14 protein-coding genes are annotated in these 16812 nt (G+C 56.9%); 7 read left to right on the top strand and 7 right to left on the bottom strand.

Annotation, left to right across the window (positions count from 1 at the left end):
• Positions 1-65: 65 nt before the first annotated feature.
• The 3 genes from AAY24_RS01385 to AAY24_RS01375 all read right to left on the bottom strand — a co-directional run bounded on the left by AAY24_RS01385 (position 66) and on the right by AAY24_RS01375 (position 3832).
• Positions 66-1715, bottom strand: a complete 1650-nt coding sequence (locus AAY24_RS01385; RefSeq protein ID WP_046858155.1) for a P-loop ATPase, Sll1717 family — start codon at positions 1713-1715, stop codon at positions 66-68.
• A gap of 210 nt (positions 1716-1925) precedes the next feature.
• Positions 1926-2693, bottom strand: a complete 768-nt coding sequence (locus tag AAY24_RS01380; protein ID WP_046858154.1) for an amidohydrolase — start codon at positions 2691-2693, stop codon at positions 1926-1928.
• Positions 2681-3832, bottom strand: coding sequence for a pyridoxal phosphate-dependent aminotransferase (locus AAY24_RS01375; RefSeq protein ID WP_046858153.1), 1152 nt, complete (start codon positions 3830-3832; stop codon positions 2681-2683). The genes AAY24_RS01380 and AAY24_RS01375 overlap by 13 nt, the downstream gene beginning before the upstream one ends.
• 263 nt (positions 3833-4095) lie before the next feature.
• Between AAY24_RS01375 and AAY24_RS01370 the strand changes: the two genes are divergently transcribed.
• The 4 genes from AAY24_RS01370 to AAY24_RS01355 all read left to right on the top strand — a co-directional run bounded on the left by AAY24_RS01370 (position 4096) and on the right by AAY24_RS01355 (position 9097).
• Positions 4096-4803: an ABC transporter ATP-binding protein gene (locus AAY24_RS01370; protein ID WP_046858152.1), complete on the top strand. Its 708-nt coding sequence runs from the start codon at positions 4096-4098 to the stop codon at positions 4801-4803.
• On the top strand, positions 4797-7316 hold the full coding sequence (locus AAY24_RS01365; protein WP_046858151.1) for an ABC transporter permease: 2520 nt from the start codon (positions 4797-4799) through the stop codon (positions 7314-7316). The genes AAY24_RS01370 and AAY24_RS01365 overlap by 7 nt, the downstream gene beginning before the upstream one ends.
• A 1-nt stretch (position 7317) precedes the next feature.
• Complete coding sequence (locus AAY24_RS01360; protein ID WP_046858150.1) at positions 7318-8427, top strand: lipocalin-like domain-containing protein; 1110 nt, start codon at positions 7318-7320, stop codon at positions 8425-8427.
• A 208-nt stretch (positions 8428-8635) separates the two neighbouring features.
• Positions 8636-9097: an Hsp20 family protein gene (locus AAY24_RS01355; protein WP_046858149.1), complete on the top strand. Its 462-nt coding sequence runs from the start codon at positions 8636-8638 to the stop codon at positions 9095-9097.
• A gap of 38 nt (positions 9098-9135) precedes the next feature.
• Here AAY24_RS01355 and AAY24_RS01350 read toward each other — a convergent pair whose 3' ends face one another.
• Positions 9136-9462 (bottom strand): c-type cytochrome, encoded by a 327-nt coding sequence (locus AAY24_RS01350; RefSeq protein WP_199930449.1) that lies wholly within the window; start codon positions 9460-9462, stop codon positions 9136-9138.
• A 358-nt stretch (positions 9463-9820) separates the two neighbouring features.
• On the opposite strand from AAY24_RS01350, the gene AAY24_RS01345 reads away from it, so the two are divergent.
• The gene (locus tag AAY24_RS01345) at positions 9821-11476 is read left to right on the top strand and encodes a methyl-accepting chemotaxis protein (RefSeq protein WP_046858147.1); all 1656 of its coding nucleotides are present in this window, start codon (positions 9821-9823) and stop codon (positions 11474-11476) included.
• Positions 11477-11569: 93 nt separating this feature from the next.
• Here AAY24_RS01345 and AAY24_RS01340 read toward each other — a convergent pair whose 3' ends face one another.
• Together AAY24_RS01340 and dmeF are read right to left on the bottom strand one after the other, a co-directional pair.
• Positions 11570-11845 carry a hypothetical protein gene (locus tag AAY24_RS01340; protein ID WP_046858146.1) on the bottom strand — a complete coding sequence of 92 codons (276 nt, stop codon included), beginning with the start codon at positions 11843-11845 and terminating at the stop codon, positions 11570-11572.
• Positions 11846-12014: 169 nt separating this feature from the next.
• Positions 12015-12980, bottom strand: a complete 966-nt coding sequence (gene dmeF, locus AAY24_RS01335; protein WP_046858145.1) for a CDF family Co(II)/Ni(II) efflux transporter DmeF — start codon at positions 12978-12980, stop codon at positions 12015-12017.
• Between the two features lie 691 nt (positions 12981-13671).
• On the opposite strand from dmeF, the gene AAY24_RS01330 reads away from it, so the two are divergent.
• On the top strand, positions 13672-13884 hold the full coding sequence (locus tag AAY24_RS01330; protein ID WP_046858144.1) for an SHOCT domain-containing protein: 213 nt from the start codon (positions 13672-13674) through the stop codon (positions 13882-13884).
• 84 nt (positions 13885-13968) lie between these two features.
• Entirely contained in the window at positions 13969-15138 is a 1170-nt protein-coding gene (locus AAY24_RS01325; protein ID WP_046858143.1) for a cation:proton antiporter domain-containing protein, read from the top strand.
• A 4-nt stretch (positions 15139-15142) separates the two neighbouring features.
• On the opposite strand, the gene AAY24_RS01320 is transcribed toward AAY24_RS01325, so the two are convergent.
• Positions 15143-16768 carry a formate--tetrahydrofolate ligase gene (locus AAY24_RS01320; RefSeq protein ID WP_199930448.1) on the bottom strand — a complete coding sequence of 542 codons (1626 nt, stop codon included), beginning with the start codon at positions 16766-16768 and terminating at the stop codon, positions 15143-15145.
• Positions 16769-16812 lie beyond the last annotated feature (44 nt).

Here is a 16812-nt window from a genome sequence, read left to right as displayed (position 1 = left end):
GATGCCATGCATTAATACACCCATTATCCACATGGACACACAAATCGCACCTACGCTACTTGATCTCAAGTTTTATTAACAACCACTATCCCCAGAGCGCGATAAAACATCGGGTGTACAAATATTAGAGAACTAGGCTTAAGCTGACCTTGTGATATAGGCCTTCCACCCTTATGCGTCCAGTTAACCGTCGAGCTAGGACCAGGTTTAATCCCTAGTAATCCTGTCACATGCAAATCGCGAATTAAAGAGTTACGTACAGAGTTGAAATTTCCTGAGGCGCTGTAAAGAGTATCTAGTAAATTAGCAAGCGGTCCTTTTTTATCCGTAAGATTATCTAAAACTTCCAAATATCGTTCTTCAAACCACTGAACTGTTAAATCACTAACCTTAAAGCTAGCTTTCATTCCATAAAACATCTGTGCAACTTCGAACAATTCTGGATATATTATTTGCCACTCAGTAGCAAGAGATTGAAGTCGATCATATGAATACTTTTCCTCCGCCCTTTTTATAGTATGTGCTGTAATCTTATTATTACCCACTGCTTGATGAACACATTCGTTGACAAATGCAATCATATCCCTTGGCCTGTAAAATGTTCTTTCACATAAGTAGTCGATTGTAGTCTGCTTATCGACACGAGCAGGAAAAATATCATCCCAAGAAACTGGCGTGCTCGTATATTGTCTAGTAACCAAATAAGACACTCTCTTATCAATTAATTCTTTCAAGTGTGGTATAGACCATCCTAGGCGAAGATAAAGAGATTCATATTTTTCTTCTTGAAAACCAAGATCTCTACTTGAGTGAATGACTTTCTCCAATAAGTCTTGGCGCATCGCTATTAATATTTTCACAGCGGGAATCTTCTTTAACCTACGTACAGAATCTATCAATGACTTTATAAGACTGTACTTTATCCTTACATCCACCCACTCTTCATCCAATCCATCAATAAGTATGTAATATCGTTGTTGTGTATCATAAAATATATCTTCACCTAGAACCGATACTATATTCTCTAACTCCCGTATCTGAATCTCCGATACCACCTTCTTACCGATATGTATTACTTGAACTTTTTGCTCTTCCGATAGGTTTCTCGCTCCTTCCACACTTAAGTCTATCCCAGGTATTTCACTACCAACTGAGGAGGATAAGTTACTTTCAATTTTTTGAGTTAGTTCATGCATGCGTTGCTCTGTAGTGAGCCAGAACTTATTCCCCCATTGCTCAAGATAATCAACTGCCATCTCCTTATTTTTATCTCGCTTATAGAGTAGCTTCCTAATGTGCCGGGTATAATCTTTTTGAGCATTCTCATTTGTGATATGAAACTTCGCCTTAAGGAGTTCAACCACTAGTATGTGTCGCCATAGCAAAGCATAAAATACTGAAAGGCTAACACCGGCTTCTTCGAAAAATCCTATAACATTATTGTTCGCTATGTAGTTTAACGATAAAGAATGAGGAGACAATGAAATTACATTTTCTTCCGTATTTAAAATATGACTCATTAAGGCACTTTTACCGGCACCAGTCCTCCCTACTATCACTCGTTTTGAGTTTTCTAGATTCAATAAGACATCAAGATCCCCAGTATCAACGTAACAGGGACCCAGGAATGCAGTATCATCTTCAGCCGCTGCTGCACCAATGTCATCATGCGTTGAAAAACAGAAAGTTTCTTTACACGAACACCCTTTTGTCATTATTTAACCTCCCCAAACCAATCCTTTATTCCTTATATTTTCATAAGTGCACAGCACAACATCAAATTTGCTACTCACCACATCTCACCGGAGCACTACGGTAAGCAGACTACCAAATATCCACGTAATAATGAACTAAGTTCTTGATTAGGAATAGGCCTCTATTAGGATTTGTATAACAAACTTGACAAGAACTGCGATCGGAAGGAATTAGAGGTTGAAATAATCCGCATCCAGATGTGCGGGGAAGGTTTCGCGGTAACTGATCAGTTTTTCGTGGCTGAGTTGGACAGTGAACAGCCCCGCCTCACTGCCGGCATTCAACAGCTCTTCGCCCCGGGGGGAGATGACCATGCTGTCGCCGCTGTAGGTGACATCATTGCCATCTTTTCCGATCCGGTTCAGGCCGGCCACGTAGCAGAGGTTCTCTATGGCCCGGGCGGGCAGCAGTTTCTGCCAGTGCAGACGCCGCTTCTCCGGCCAGTTGGCGACGTAGAGCAGCAGGTCGAAGTTACTGTTGTTGCGGCTCCAGACCGGGAAGCGTAAGTCATAACAGACCAGCGGACAGATGCGCCAGCCGTTGAGATTGACCAGCAGTCGTTCGTTACCTGCTTTGTAGTGACGGTGCTCTTCCGCCATGCGAAACAGGTGGCGCTTGTCGTAGAAGGCAAAACTGCCGTCCGGCCGCATCCAGATCAGCCGATTGTAGTAGTGGCCGTCATCCTCCACGATCAGGGAGCCACTGATCACCGCTCCGCTCTCCTGCGCCAGACGGGTCATCCAGTGGATGCTCTCGCCGGCCATGGTCTCGGCCAGACGGAAGGACTCCATGGAGAATCCGGTGCTGAACATCTCCGGCAACAGAATCAGGTCGGACGCCGGCGCCTTCAGGATCAGCGCCTCAAAATGCTCCCGGTTCGCTTCCGGTTGCTGCCAGCGAATGGTGTCCTGAATCAGAGTAAGGGTCAGATCTTGCACAATAACTCCGCTGCCTGGGTAAGCGTTTCATCCTCTTTGGCAAAACAGAAGCGCACATAACGGACTGTTGTTGGTTCTTTATAGAACACGGAAACCGGTATTGCAGCCACGCCTCTCTCCCGGGTCAGCCATTCGGCCATGGACAGATCGTCCTGATCACTTATCTCACTATAATCCATCAGCTGGAAAAAGGTGCCCTGAGTGGGGGAAAATTGAAACCGGGATGGAGCCATTTGCTCGCAGAACAGGTCCCGCTTGTGCTGGTAGAAGGCCGCCAGTTGCTGATGGTGCTCCGGACAGCTGGTCATAAAATCGGCCAGGGCCAGCTGGATCGGCGTCACCGCCACAAAAGTGACATACTGGTGCACCTTGCGCAGCTCTGCGGTGAGGGGGGCCGGTGCAATACAGTAGCCGGTTTTCCAGCCGGTGACATGGTAGGTCTTGCCAAACGAGAAGACCACGAAGGCACGCGCCGCCAACTCATCGTGTTGCAGCAGGCTCTGGTGGGTTTTACCGTCATACACCAGATGCTCGTAGACCTCATCCGACAGTAGCAGGATATCGCTCTCCCGCACCAGTTCGGCCAGGCTGTCCAGATCCGCCGCCGAGAGGGTCGCCCCGGTCGGGTTGTGGGGCGAATTGAGGATGATCATGCGGGTACGCGGGTTGATGGCATCCCTGACCCGCTGCCAGTCGATGGCGAAATCGGGTGGCAGCAGCGGCAGGTGTACCGCGCGACCACCACTTAACTCGATGGCCGGTTCATAGCTGTCATAGGCGGGATCGAATACGATCACCTCGTCCCCCGGCCGGACGCAGGCGGTGATGGCACAGTAGAGCGCCTCGGTGGCGCCTGGGGTGACGGTCACTTCCTGCTCCGCCGAGACCGCACGGCCGTAGCTCTGTTCTACCTTGGCGGCTATCGCCTCTCGCAGGCTGGCCACCCCGCCCATGGGTGCATACTGGTTGTGCCCCTGCCGGACGTGATAATCGACCCGTTCCAAAAGCGCCTGTGGCGCACTGAAATCGGGAAAGCCCTGCCCCAGATTGATCGCCTGGTGACGGTTAGCCAGTGCACCGATCACTGTGAAGATGGTGGTGCCGACAGTGGGTAACTTGCTGTTGATGGTTATGCTCATAGTGTGGACAGTTATTCCGGTTGATGGCCTAGTGTGCCAAATACCTTTTCCGGGTGATAGCCGGACCGGGCGGGATAGCCACACCCATCTGGCATTATGGCCACGGAAACGGGAAGATAAAAACAGTCCCAGAGGAGCTCACCCGAGCCTGGCGGGCCGACGCTGCCGGGAAACGGCCTGAGGGTCTCCTCCGGGTCAACGGTAGCTCATATTTGCTTTGTCCGCTTGACGTCTTTGCGACAGATTTATGAAATGATCAGATTATGAGAGAGATACCCAACAAACCGCTGCTGGTCGTAGAACAGTTGTCCCACAGCTACCGAGAAGGGGGGGACAGCCGCCCTATCCTGAACGGTATCGACCTGCGGGTGGCGGAACATGAATGTATTGCCCTGCTGGGCCGAAGCGGTTCCGGCAAATCCACCCTGCTGAACATGCTGGCCGGTATCGATACCCCGCAAGCGGGCCGGATTGAGATACTGGGAGAGGATATCAACGCCCTCTCGGAACGGGACCGTACTCTGCTGAGACGCCGTCACATCGGTTTTGTCTACCAGTTTTTCAACCTGATCCCGACCCTCACCATTGCCGAAAATGTCGGCCTGCCGCTGGAGCTCAACGGGGTCGGGGAACAGGAGATCAGCCGCCTGGTGGGTCTGATCCTCTCCGACATCGGCCTGGGTGATCGCTGGAACGCCTTCCCGGACCAGCTCTCCGGCGGCGAACAGCAGCGCGTCGCCATCGCCAGGGCGCTGATCCATACCCCGCCCATTGTGCTGGCCGACGAGCCGACCGGTAACCTGGACGCAGAGACCGGCGACCAGATCCTGGCCATCCTGCTCGGCCTGACCAGGCAGCTGAAACGTACCCTGATCATTGTCACCCACAGCCAGGAGGTGGCGGAGCGGGCCGATCGTATCCTGACCCTGAACGACGGCCTGTTGAGCGAGCAGGGAGCGCTCCATTGTTAGGCTCCCGACTCAGACGGGCCGGTTACCGGCACCAGCGACGCCATGTCTGGCAGTCGATTCTGTCGGTACTGGGTATCGCCCTGGGGGTGGCGGTGGTAATGGCGGTGGGGCTGGCCAACCAGAGTACCAGCCGGGCATTCCAGATCACTATGGAGCAGATCTCCGGCCGGGTCACTCATCAGCTGATCGCCGGGTCGAGCGGGTTGCCGGAACAGCTCTTCACCGATCTGCGGCTGCAACTCCCCGATCTGCCCAGTGCCCCGGTGGTGGAAGGGGTGGTCCGCATTGGTGACGAGCAGCTGACCCTGCTGGGCCTTGATCCACTCTCGGAACGCCCCTTCCGAAACCTGATGCCCACCGGTACAACCGGCGTCCTGAAGCAACTGCTGACCGGTGACGACGGGGTGCTGATCTCCGCCTACAGCGCCCGGCGGCTCGGAGTGGCGGAGGGTGAACGGATTACCCTGAATATCGGTGGCACCTCGCAGCAGGCGCAAATCCTCGCCCTGTTCGGCCAACCGGAGGAAGCGGCCCTGGACGGTGTACTGGTAACCGATATCGCCGTTGCCCAGACGCTGTTGCAACGCTTCGGCAGCCTGGACCGGATCGACCTGGCTCTGGACAACACCCAGGCGGCCCGGTTGCGGGCGTGGCTGCCCCCGGGTGTTCGCCTGGTGGAGACCAAACGGCGTACCGCCGCCATGGCCGATATGAGCCAGGCGTTCCAGACCAACCTGACCGCCATGAGTCTGCTGGCGCTGCTGGTGGGCGGTTTCCTGATCTACAATACCGCCACCTTCTCGGTCCTGCAGCGACGCCGCCAGTTCGGCATCATGCGCCTGCTGGGGGCCACCCGGGGAGAGGTGTTCCGCGCCATTCTGGCGGAACAGATGCTGATCGGTCTGCTCGGCACCTTGGTCGGTATGGGAGCCGGCATCCTGCTGGCCCGGGAACTACTCTGGCTGGTCACCCGCACCATTAACGACCTCTATTTCGCCCTCACCGTGAGCCAGCTCGACCTGTCGCCACAGATCCTGCTGACCGGAACCCTGCTCGGCCTGGTCACCACCTTTATCGCTGCCTGCGTGCCGGCCTGGGAGGCGACCCGCTCCAACCCCCAGAGTGTCAATCGCCGCTCGGTCATCGAACGGCGCAGCCACCGGGCACTGCCCTGGCTGTTGCTGACCGGCGTGGCGGGCATGATCGGGGGCGTCCTGCTGGTGCAGGCATCAGAACGCAGCCTGCTGATGGGCTTCGCCGCCCTGTTCTGTTTCATCATGGGGTACTGTCTACTGGTACCAACCCTGGTGCCGCCGCTCGCCCGCCTGCTGCAATATCCGCTGAAATGGCTGTTCGGCACCATCGGCCGGCTCGCCTCCCGGGGCATCGACGCCACCCTGAGCCGCACCGGGCCGGCCATCGCCGCCCTCACCCTGGCCATCGCCGCCACCATCGGCATGGGCATCATGGTGGAGAGTTTCCGGGACACGGTGGGCCAATGGCTGGCCCAGACCGTCCAGGGCGACATCTATGTCACCGCCCCCCACAGCGCCTCCAAGCGCGCCTCTGCCCCGTTGCCGGAAGGCCTGCTGGAGCAGGTGCGGGCACTGCCCGGCGTGGCCGACCTGAGCAGCGGCCGCCATGTCACCCTGGAGGGGGAAAAGGGCCCGGTCAGCCTGCTGGCCATCGGCCTGTCCAGCGGCAGTTATCGCGGTTTTCATTTCAAGGGGGAGACCCTGCCCGATCTCTGGGAGCGTTTCAGTAGCGGCAACCTGGTGTTGATCTCGGAGCCCTATGCCTATCACAACCGACTCCGGGTGGGGGACTCCCTGGCGCTGCTCAGCCCCGATGGCCTGGTCGACTTCACGGTCGGCGGGATCTTTTTCGACTACGGTTCGGATCGGGGGCTGGTGATCATGCCACGGGAGCACTATGCCAGACTCTGGCACGACGATCAGATCACCACCCTGGGTATCTACCTGCAGCCGGACCAGCCGACGGAACACCTGCTAACCCGAATCAAACAGTTGGCCGGTCAGTTCGAACGCCCCCTGCAGGTGCGCGCCAACCGGGAGATCCTGGCCCAGTCGCTGGAGATTTTCGACCGCACCTTCACCATCACCCGGGTGTTGCGCCTGCTGGTGATCGCGGTGGCCTTTGTCGGCATTCTCAGCGCCATGATGGCGCTGCAACTGGAGCGGGCCCGGGAGCACGCCATCCTGCGCGCCACCGGCCTGACGCCGGGCCAACTGCTGGGCCAGGTGATTCTGCAAACCCTGTTGATGGGACTGATGGCGGCCCTGCTGGCCATGCCCCTGGGCTGGCTGATGGCGGAGATTCTGATCCATGTGATCAATCTGCGCGCCTTTGGCTGGAGCATGCCGAGTCAGCTCTCCCCCACCATCCTGGTGGAGGCGGTCGGCTTCGCGCTCATTGCCGCGTTACTGGCCGGGCTCTATCCCAGCCTGCGCATGGCACGCACCCGGCCCGCCCTGGCCTTGCGGGAGGAGTAGTATGAAACAGTTCTGTTGTTGGCTGCTGATTATCCTGTTGAGCGGTTGCAGTAACCCCCCGGCCCCGGAGGCAAAATTTTCCGCCATCGGCCTGCTTTCGGATCTGGACCAGGCCGGCTTTGCCCGCGCCGTCGAACCCCGGCCATTCCGTTTCCCCCGGGAGCACGGCGAACACCCCGAGTATCGCAACGAGTGGTGGTACTTCACCGGCAACCTGCACAGCGATAACGGTCAACGCTTTGGCTACCAGGTGACTTTTTTCCGCTTCTCCCTCAAACCACCAGGCAGTGACAGGAGCCCATCCAGCTGGGCCGACAATCCGGTCTGGATGGCCCACGTGGCATTGACCGACAGCGCGGGCAAACGTCACCTGGCGGAAGAGCGACTGGTCAGAACCGGTCCCGGCCTGGCCGGTGCGGAGCGCGAGCCGTTCCGGGTCTGGGTGGAGGATTGGCAACTGGCCGGCAGCGGCACAACCTTTCCCTGGCACATCCAGGTCAGCGCCCGGGAGTTCCACATCGACCTGGAGCTGACCGCCGACCCGGCCATCGGCGTGGTGCTGCAGGGTGACCAGGGTTTGAGCCGGAAAAGTGCCGAGCCAGGTAACGCCTCCTACTACTACTCCTACCCCCGCATGCAGACCCGGGGGCAGATCACGCTGGATGGTACGCCTGTCGCGGTACAGGGAAACTCCTGGTTCGATCGGGAGTGGGGCACCAGCGCTCTATCGGCGGATCAGACCGGCTGGGACTGGTTCTCGTTGCAGTTGGGTGGTGGCGAGAGCCTCATGTATTACCAGTTGCGTGACAGCCAGGGCAAGCCGGACAGCTTCAGCGCCGGCACCCTGATATCGGCCCTGGGCGCCACAACACCATTAAGCCGGGATGATGTGGAACTGACGCCGCAGCGCTGGTGGCAGAGCCCCACCGGCAGGCGTTACCCGGTGGAGTGGCGCCTGCACCTTAAACCGCTGAATCGCACCCTGACGGTGAAACCGGTGCTGGATGGCCAGGAGATGAACCTGAGTGTGCGCTACTGGGAGGGTGCCATGGAGGTGTATGAACAGGAGCAACTGACAGGCCGGGGGTATCTGGAGATGACCGGTTACTGAATCCGTGCCGAGGTGAAACGCCTATAATCCGATGGCATAGCAAAACACCAGATACTCTTGGTATCAAAATCTCGCTACAGGCTCTTGAAATCAAAATCTGCTGTCCCTAACTCATAGTTAAGTGGATGCCACCAGGGTCCACGAAACCGTGTGGTTCAACTGAACACACAAGATCGAAAATATCGCTTGAGTAACGAGGATATCTACTATGAGAGCTTACGACTTATCCCCCCTGTTTCGCAGTGCCATCGGCTTTGATCGGCTGGCCAATACGCTGGAATCGATTCACAACGCCAACACCAGCGGCGGTTACCCGCCCTACAACATCGAGTTGATGGACGAGGATCACTACACCATCACCATGGCGGTGGCGGGCTTCACCACCGAAGATCTGGAGATCGAAATCAGGCAGAATATCCTGCATGTCGCCGGCCATAAACCGGAAGAGGATCAGTCCAACCGGACCTTCCTGCATCGTGGCATTGCCAATCGGGACTTTGAACGCAACTTCCAGCTGGCGGACCACATCCGTGTCGAGAACGCCACCATCGAAGATGGCATGCTGGAGATAAAGCTGGTCAGGGAGATTCCGGAAGAGATGAAACCGCGCCGGATCGAGATCCAGAAGCGCAGCGGTAATGTGATTGAAAGCGAGGCGGAAGCCGCCTGATCCACACCAGCCGGACCCGGTCCCATGATCGGGCCCGGCTATTTCGCCCCCAGATATTTCAGATAAATTGCAATTTTCACCTGCTCTTGCTGTGGCATCCTGGCGAATACCGGCATGGCCTTTTTCCCGCCCGAAGCGGACTGAACCTTGTGCATAACCTGCAACACTGACAGATCGGTGTGGCGGTTGGCCGGAACACCTTTCAGAAAGACCCCACTGCCATCCGCTTTATGACAGGGGGCGCAGTGATAATCGAAAAGCTCCCGTCCCGTTTTGAGATCGGGGTGATCGTGCTGATCAAGATCACAACCAGCCGATCCCATAACCAGCCATAGCAGAAAAAGCACCGTTAACGGTCGCCCCATAACGCCCCCGTTGTAGCGGAATCCGGAATACCCACCTGCCCAGTTTTTTCCTGTCGGTAACGGATCGGGCGGCCCTGCCTGGAGCAAAAATCGGACTCCCATTCTTCAACCATAGCCTAACTACTTTTATTCCAGTTAAATCAGTCAATTAACTGTAATTTTTGTGTTAAAAAAACTTCAGATTCAGCCACCTCCGCCGACAAAAATATTGAGCACTGACCGTAGTATAGAAACAGTAATCCTCTGTCTCCAAAGCCGTGCCTTGAGGAGATCATCTTCACCACCGGCGTAACGAAGTTGCCAGATGAAAACTAACCATAACTATCCCTTACCCCCCCTAACCCCCGGAGGTAACAAAATGAATTTACTAAGTAAAATTACCATCAAGGCACGGCTGATCTTCCTGGTGACATTTGCTGTGCTGCAACTGGCAATACTCGGATTGATCAGCATCAACGCCATGAGCAGTGCTGAATCGGGATTGAAAAGCGTTTATGAAGATCGCCTGATTCCCACCGGCCAGCTCAGCCAGATAATTGATCTGATGCGGGATAACCACAATCAGCTGTTGCTGGCCCTGCAACATTCACCGGATTCCCATACATTGGCTATGCATAATCATCCGGTAAGCCTCCATTTAGAGCTGGTGGAGAAGAATATCGCCACCAGCAACACGCTCTGGCAGGCAATTCTAAAGACCCAGTTGACGACAGAAGAGAGAGACCTGGCATCTGATTTTGCCAACAAAATGAACAGCTTTGTTCAGAAAGGGTTGAAAGAGGTTGACGATCTGATCCGGGCAGGAAAATATGAGGCCGCCAACCTGCAGTTGCTGAAAGAGACCGGCCCCACCTTTCAATCGGCTTACGCGGCGGCAGAGAAGTTATGGCAACAGCAACTGGATGTTGCCAGAGCAACCTATAACGACACTCGGGCGGAGAACGAGTTTGTGCTGAATACCGCCATAGTCCTGTTGATCGTCGGGGTCATCCTGCTGAGTCTGCTGGCTATGGTCACCATCAAGGGCATCAGCAGTGCAGTCACCCACCTGACGGAAACATCCAGCCAGTTAGCCGCCGGCAACCTGACCGTACACTCTCAGTATGATTCCCATGATGAACTGGGTGACATCGCCGACGCCTTCAATACCATCTGCGACAAATTCAGAACCGTGGTCAAGGAGCTGAGCGACACAACCGTGCAGTTGGCCGCTGCCGCCGAAGAGACTTCGGTGATTACCGGCGAGTCCAGTGTTCGCATCAAACAACAGCAGTCGGAAACTGAACAGGTCGCCACCGCCATGACCGAGATGACCGCCACGGTGCAGGATGTGGCACGCAACGCCGCCGAGGCGGAGCAGTCAGCCTTGCAGGCGGACAGTCTCACCAACGATGGCCGCACCGTAGCAGGCCAGGCACTGAATGCCACCCGTGAACTGGCTCAGGAAGTGGAGCAGACGGCAAAGGTGATTCATGACCTGGAAGCCGAGAGCGTTAACATCGGCGGCGTACTGGATGTGATCAGGGGTATTGCCGAACAGACCAATCTGCTGGCACTTAATGCGGCCATTGAAGCGGCGCGGGCCGGCGAGCAGGGACGGGGATTCGCGGTGGTTGCCGATGAGGTTCGCACCCTGGCCGGGAGAACCCAGGAGTCCACTCAGGAGATCCAGTCCATGATCGAGCGTCTACAACAGGGCACTGGAGAGGCGGTCACAGCCATGCAACGAGGCCAGGAAAAGGCGGAGCACAGCCTCTCCCGGGTGGAACAGGCCGATCAGGCGCTCGAAGAGATCAATCAGGCTGTCTCCCGCATCAAGGATATGAACGCCCAGATCGCCACCGCAGCCGAGGAGCAGGGCGCCGTGGCTGAAGAGATCAACCGTAACATCGTATCGATCAACGATCTCTCGGTACAGTCAGCCCAGGGAGCGGAACAGACCGCTGTCGCCAGCACCCAGCAAGCCCATCTGGCAGCCGACCTGCAGGCCATGGCGGCTAAATTCCGTACATAAAGCGTTCGCCATGAAGCGGAGCGGGCCGGCTCGCCCCGCTTCTGCAGACCACCGAAATGACTGCCCTACCAGGGATGGCTGGGGCCGGTGGATTCAGGCAATCCGGATCCGCACCACCTTCATAACTTCAAATTCGATCCCGGCTACCCTATCCACTGCCGGATAGTAGGTTACATTCACCCGCTGCCCCTGGAGTGATTTATAGCGGCGTTTGCGCTTGTAAACAAAAGGTACCAACTGTCCATCCATCGTCAGCGTATTGATCAACCAGTCGCCCTGCTCACGCTGTACGTGGGAGGCCACTTTCAAACCATCTGACTGTGTCAGGTTGCGGTGTTTCTTCAGTAATTTGTCAACGTTTGAGGGCATGACAACAATTGATCACCCACGGTTGTTAAAGATACCGGCTAATATACAGCTGTTTTCTTCCATGCGGGATTTTAATGTCGCTTGGTGACGATGCGCCGCCCCCTGATAACCGGTTGCAATTGCAGCATGCCGGTTCAGTTCAGCAGGTTTTCAACAGTGACTGATCGGTTCAGAGTACCTGTTGACGGGGTGGCATGACACAACTCTCGCCCTCACAGCCACACACCTCGATGGTGACATGGCCCAGAGAGTGGATATCCCGGATCAACTCCTTGTAATGTTCCGGGTCCCGGGGATCATGGGTCACCAGGGAGATGATGACACCGTAACTGCCCGGTGCCAGTTGCCAGATATGCAGATCTACAATGCGGTTGTCTGACTCCTTTTCGATGGCATCCACAATGCGTCGACCTATATCCGCGCTGGGCACAGAATCAAGCAGCACGCTACTGGTATCCTTGAGCAGGCCCATACTCCAGCGAGTGATCAGAACGGCGCCGACCATGCCCATCATTGCATCCATCCAGATCCAGCCGAAGTATTTGCCGGCAAACAGGGCCACAATGGCCAGTACAGAGGTCAGGGCGTCGGCAATCACATGCAGATAGGCGGCCCGCAGATTCTGATCCTGGTGATGGTGATGCCCGTGATGATCCGCCGCGTGATGGTGATGTTCAGCGGAACCACCATGCAGCAGCCAGGCACTGACCAGGTTGACCACCAGCCCCAGCACGGCCACCAGAATCGCTTCGTTAAAACGTATCGACTCGGGTGAGAGCAACCGATTGATAGACTCCACTCCCATCAGCAGTGCCACCATCACCAGGGTAATGGCGCTGGCAAAACCACCCAAAGCGGTGACTTTTCCGGTGCCAAAACTGAAACGCGGGTTATGTGCATTGAGCCGTGCGTATCGATAGGCAAACAGGGAGATGCCCAGAGCCGCCACATGCGTACCCATATGCCAACCGTCGGCCAGCAGGGCCATGGAACCGAACAGATAACCTGCCCCGATCTCCACCACCATGGTCACTACGGTCAGCACAACCACCAGTCGGGTGCGGTGCTCCCCTTCCGAAGTATCTGAATTGAAGTCGTGGTTGTGGCGCCACTGTTCCAGCGAGTGGGTATGCATATGGAGTCCCGGACAATACAAAAACAGGTTCACTGGATTATAGGGATTTGTGTTGACCGGAACACCCCTGCACCGGTATGTGTTTGGCTGGTCGCCATGAACCCGGTGTTCAGGACTTTTCTTCACTCGGAATCAGGGTGTGGTTGAAGCAACAGCTACAGTGGTTGATTCCTGGCACTGCGATAGGCGTTGAGCTCCCGCAGTCCCGCCAGTTGACGCGGCTGCCCCTGGCACCGCCACAGTGCCAGACCCACCTGGAGGTATTCCCTGCAATCCGCACCACCCCGGACAACAGCCCCAGCCGATGCCCCCCGGTTTGGCCCCGGCTTCCGGTATACGGCATCACCGGGGTTTATCTGTCTGATCACCCTTCCACCCGGCAGGGTTGCCGGGTCACACCCTATTCGCCCTGTCCGGGATTGCAAAGCCGGCCGTTCAGGCGCTTCAAGCGTCCCTCCCCGGGTCACAAAACAGACAATCAGAGACAACACCGGTTCATCGAAAACCAACATGGCATCACCTATTCAGGGTCGCACTCCTCCCTACATTTAGTCGAACAGCGAAAAAAGACAAACTACATTTCCCCGGGGGTTATTGTTGACCGGTAACAGCATCCTCGCCGACCCCGGACCACTCGCTTTGGTGTATAATAGTCCACTCTCACAGCAGGTTTTTTCCTACGGAATCTCACATGACACTGGAAGATCAACTTATCAAAGTCGCTACCGGGCTGGCATTTATCATTCCCGGCATCCTGCTGCTGCGCTGGTGGCTGACCCGATCCACCGGCTCTCCCGAAGAGTGGGCCGAGTATCACATCAGGATACTTGAGCAGAAGTATGCCAAGGGGGAGATCGATGATGAAACTTACCGCACCCGGCTGAATGAATTGCAAAACGAGTGACAGCAATTCTGTTCCGCACGCCAGTCCCGATGTTTCAACCTGCCAGATTCAATTCCGACAACCGACCATGAGCCATCTGTTTACATGACAGAGCATCCGATACTTTTTACGATTTTCCTGATTTTCTCTGGCGCCGCGGTGTTTGCCACCCTGGCACTCTATGCGCGCCAGGCGCTGCTGATCTCCTATATTCTGTTGGGTGTACTGCTGGGACCGTCTGCCGCCGGGCTGGTGGACGACAGCGAGCTGGTGCGGGATATGTCCAGCATCGGCATTATGTTCCTGCTGTTTCTGATGGGCCTGGAGCTGAATCCCCGGGAACTGCTGCTGTTACTGAAAAAGACCACCACTGTCACCCTGGTCAGTTCTGCCCTGTTTGCCCTCGGTGGCGGACTGGTCGCCTGGCTGTTCGGATTCACCCTGCAGGAGTCACTGATTGTGGGTGCTGCCATGATGTTCTCCAGCACCATTATCGGTCTGAAGCTGTTGCCCACCACCGTGCTGCATCACCAGCATACCGGCGAACTGGTTATCAGTATTCTGCTGTTTCAGGATCTGATCGCCATCCTGCTGCTGCTGGTGATGAAAGGCGGCAGCGGTGATGAATCGCCCCTGCTGGAGGTGCTCAAGCTGGCCCTTGCCCTACCCCTGCTGATCGGGGTTTCGGCGCTGTTCGTGAAGTTTGTCTTCTTCCCGTTGATGAAGAAATTCGACACCATCAAGGAGTACATATTCCTGATCACCATCGGCTGGTGTCTGGGTCTGGCCCAGGCCGCCACCGCGCTGGGGCTGTCCCATGAGATCGGTGCCTTTATCGCCGGCATATCCCTGGCCACCAGCCCGGTTTCGTTTTTCATCTCGGAAAACCTGAAACCGCTGCGGGACTTCTTCCTGGTGCTGTTTTTCTTCTCCCTGGGAGCCGGATTTGATCTGCACATGCTGGATGATGTGCTGCTGCCGGCTCTGCTGATCGCGGCCCTCATGCTGCTGTTAAAGCCGGTCATCTTCGCCCGCCTGCTGCGCAGTGTAGGTGAAGAGAAGAGCCGGGCAACCGAGGTAGGCGCCCGGCTCGGGCAACTGAGCGAATTCTCACTGCTGCTGGCTGTACTGGCCTGGGAGAGTGAGTTGATCGGGCTGAAGGCTTCCTACCTGATTCAGTTGGCGACCCTGCTCACCTTCCTGGTCTCCACTTACCGGGTGTTATTCAGGTATCCGACCCCCATGGCGCTGTCGGCAAAACTGCGCCGGGACTGATAACTCACACGCCCAGCACCTCCCCTTCATCACTCAAGTCGATGCGATGGGCCGCCGGACTGGCAGACAGCCCCGGCATGGTGACTATGTCCCCGGTCAGGGCCAGCAGGTAACCGGCTCCGGCGGAGATGCGTACCGCCTCCACCGGCAGTTCAAAGCCATCCTGCTGTCCGACCCGGCTGGGATCACTGCTCAGAGAGAGATGGGTCTTGGCAACACAGATCGGCAGTTTGTCATAGCCGAGGGATCGAATCCGTTCCAGATCTTTCAGCGCTGTGCGGCTGAACACCACTTCACTGGCTCCGTAGATGGTGCTGGCCACCGCCTCTATCTTCTGCTCCGGCGACGCATCCAAATCGTACATGAAACGGACCGGTGGCTGGGGCCGGTTGGCGGCCGCCAGCACCACTTCCGCCAGTGATTCACTGCCTGCCCCGCCTTGGCTGAAGCCATCGAAGCGGGCCACCGCCAGCCCCTGTGCGCGACAGTCGTCCTCGATGGCAACCAGGTCCGCCTCAATATCGTCAGCAAACCGGTTGATGGCGATAACCGGCTCAAAGCCAAACGCCCGCACGCTCTCCACGTGGTGATAGAGATGGGCCATGCCGGCACGAATCTCGGCAACCGTGCCACTGGAGGTCGGCTTTCCACCGCCATGGAAGCGCAACGCCCGGGCCGTCACCACCAGTACCACGGCGTTGGGCCAGAGTCCGGCACTGCGGCACTTGATATCAAAGAATTTCTCTGCCCCCAGGTCAAAGCCGAAGCCGGCCTCGGTGATCACGTAATCGGAGCGGGCCAGGGCTTCCTTGGTGGCGATGACACTGTTGCAGCCGTGGGCGATATTGCCGAACGGGCCACCATGCACCAGCGCCGGCACCCCTTCAGTGGACTGCACCAGATTGGGCAGAATGGCGTCCTGCAACAGGGCCGCCATCGCCCCCGTCGCCTTCAGGCTGGCCCCGGTCACCGGCGCCCCCTGGCGGTTAAAACCGACCAGGATATTGCCCAGGCGCCGTTTCAGGTCCGGCAGATCCTCGGCCAGGCAGAGAATACCCATCACCTCAGACGCTGCGGTGATGTCAAAACCGGTCTCCCGCGGTACCCCGTTGAGCCGGCCACCCAGGCCGATCACCGCCTGGCGCAGGGCCCGATCATTCATATCCAGTACCCGGCGCCAGAACACCTGGCGATGCTCCAGATCCAGCTCGCTGTGAAAGTGCACCGCATTGTCCACCAGCGCCGCCAGCAGATTGTGGGCCGCGCCGATGGCGTGCATGTCACCGGTGAAGTGCATATTGATCCGGGTGGAGGGCTCCAACTGGCACTGCCCACCACCGGCACCGCCCCCCTTGATACCGAAAATCGGCCCCAGTGAAGGCTCCCGCAGCGCCAGGGCGACCCGGCTGCCCAGGCGCTGCATCCCCTGGGCCAGACCGATCGAGACCGTGGTCTTGCCTTCACCGGCACGGGTGGGATTGATTGCCGAAACCAGCACCAGGCGGCCCCGGGGGCGCTGGGAATCCTGTCTCAGGGTGGCCAGGCGGATCTTGGCCATCTGGTCGCCGTAGGAGATCAGATCGGCGGAGGTCAGTTCAAGCTGGGCAGCAATTTCCTGAATCGGACGCATGGGCAACTCCTTTCTGCGCTAAGTGGCTGTTCTGCTATTAAAAC

Origin of the sequence: Sedimenticola thiotaurini, from assembly GCF_001007875.1 — a bacterium.
In the GTDB taxonomy this organism is placed as follows: Bacteria; Pseudomonadota; Gammaproteobacteria; order Chromatiales; family Chromatiaceae; genus Sedimenticola; species Sedimenticola thiotaurini.
Note: the sequence above shows the minus strand (reverse complement) of the source record. Positions and strands in the feature narration are given on the sequence as shown.

Coding starts and splice junctions, on each gene's coding strand:
- AAY24_RS01355 (WP_046858149.1), top strand. CDS start 8,636: ATGAGAGCTTACGACTTATCCCCCCTGTTTCGCAGTGCCATCGGCTTT.
- AAY24_RS01325 (WP_046858143.1), top strand. CDS start 13,969: ATGACAGAGCATCCGATACTTTTTACGATTTTCCTGATTTTCTCTGGC.
- AAY24_RS01385 (WP_046858155.1), bottom strand. CDS start 1,715: ATGACAAAAGGGTGTTCGTGTAAAGAAACTTTCTGTTTTTCAACGCAT.
- AAY24_RS01370 (WP_046858152.1), top strand. CDS start 4,096: ATGAGAGAGATACCCAACAAACCGCTGCTGGTCGTAGAACAGTTGTCC.
- AAY24_RS01375 (WP_046858153.1), bottom strand. CDS start 3,832: ATGAGCATAACCATCAACAGCAAGTTACCCACTGTCGGCACCACCATC.
- AAY24_RS01360 (WP_046858150.1), top strand. CDS start 7,318: ATGAAACAGTTCTGTTGTTGGCTGCTGATTATCCTGTTGAGCGGTTGC.
- AAY24_RS01340 (WP_046858146.1), bottom strand. CDS start 11,845: ATGCCCTCAAACGTTGACAAATTACTGAAGAAACACCGCAACCTGACA.
- AAY24_RS01320 (WP_199930448.1), bottom strand. CDS start 16,768: ATGCGTCCGATTCAGGAAATTGCTGCCCAGCTTGAACTGACCTCCGCC.
- AAY24_RS01345 (WP_046858147.1), top strand. CDS start 9,821: ATGAATTTACTAAGTAAAATTACCATCAAGGCACGGCTGATCTTCCTG.
- dmeF (WP_046858145.1), bottom strand. CDS start 12,980: ATGCATACCCACTCGCTGGAACAGTGGCGCCACAACCACGACTTCAAT.
- AAY24_RS01350 (WP_199930449.1), bottom strand. CDS start 9,462: ATGGGGCGACCGTTAACGGTGCTTTTTCTGCTATGGCTGGTTATGGGA.
- AAY24_RS01330 (WP_046858144.1), top strand. CDS start 13,672: ATGACACTGGAAGATCAACTTATCAAAGTCGCTACCGGGCTGGCATTT.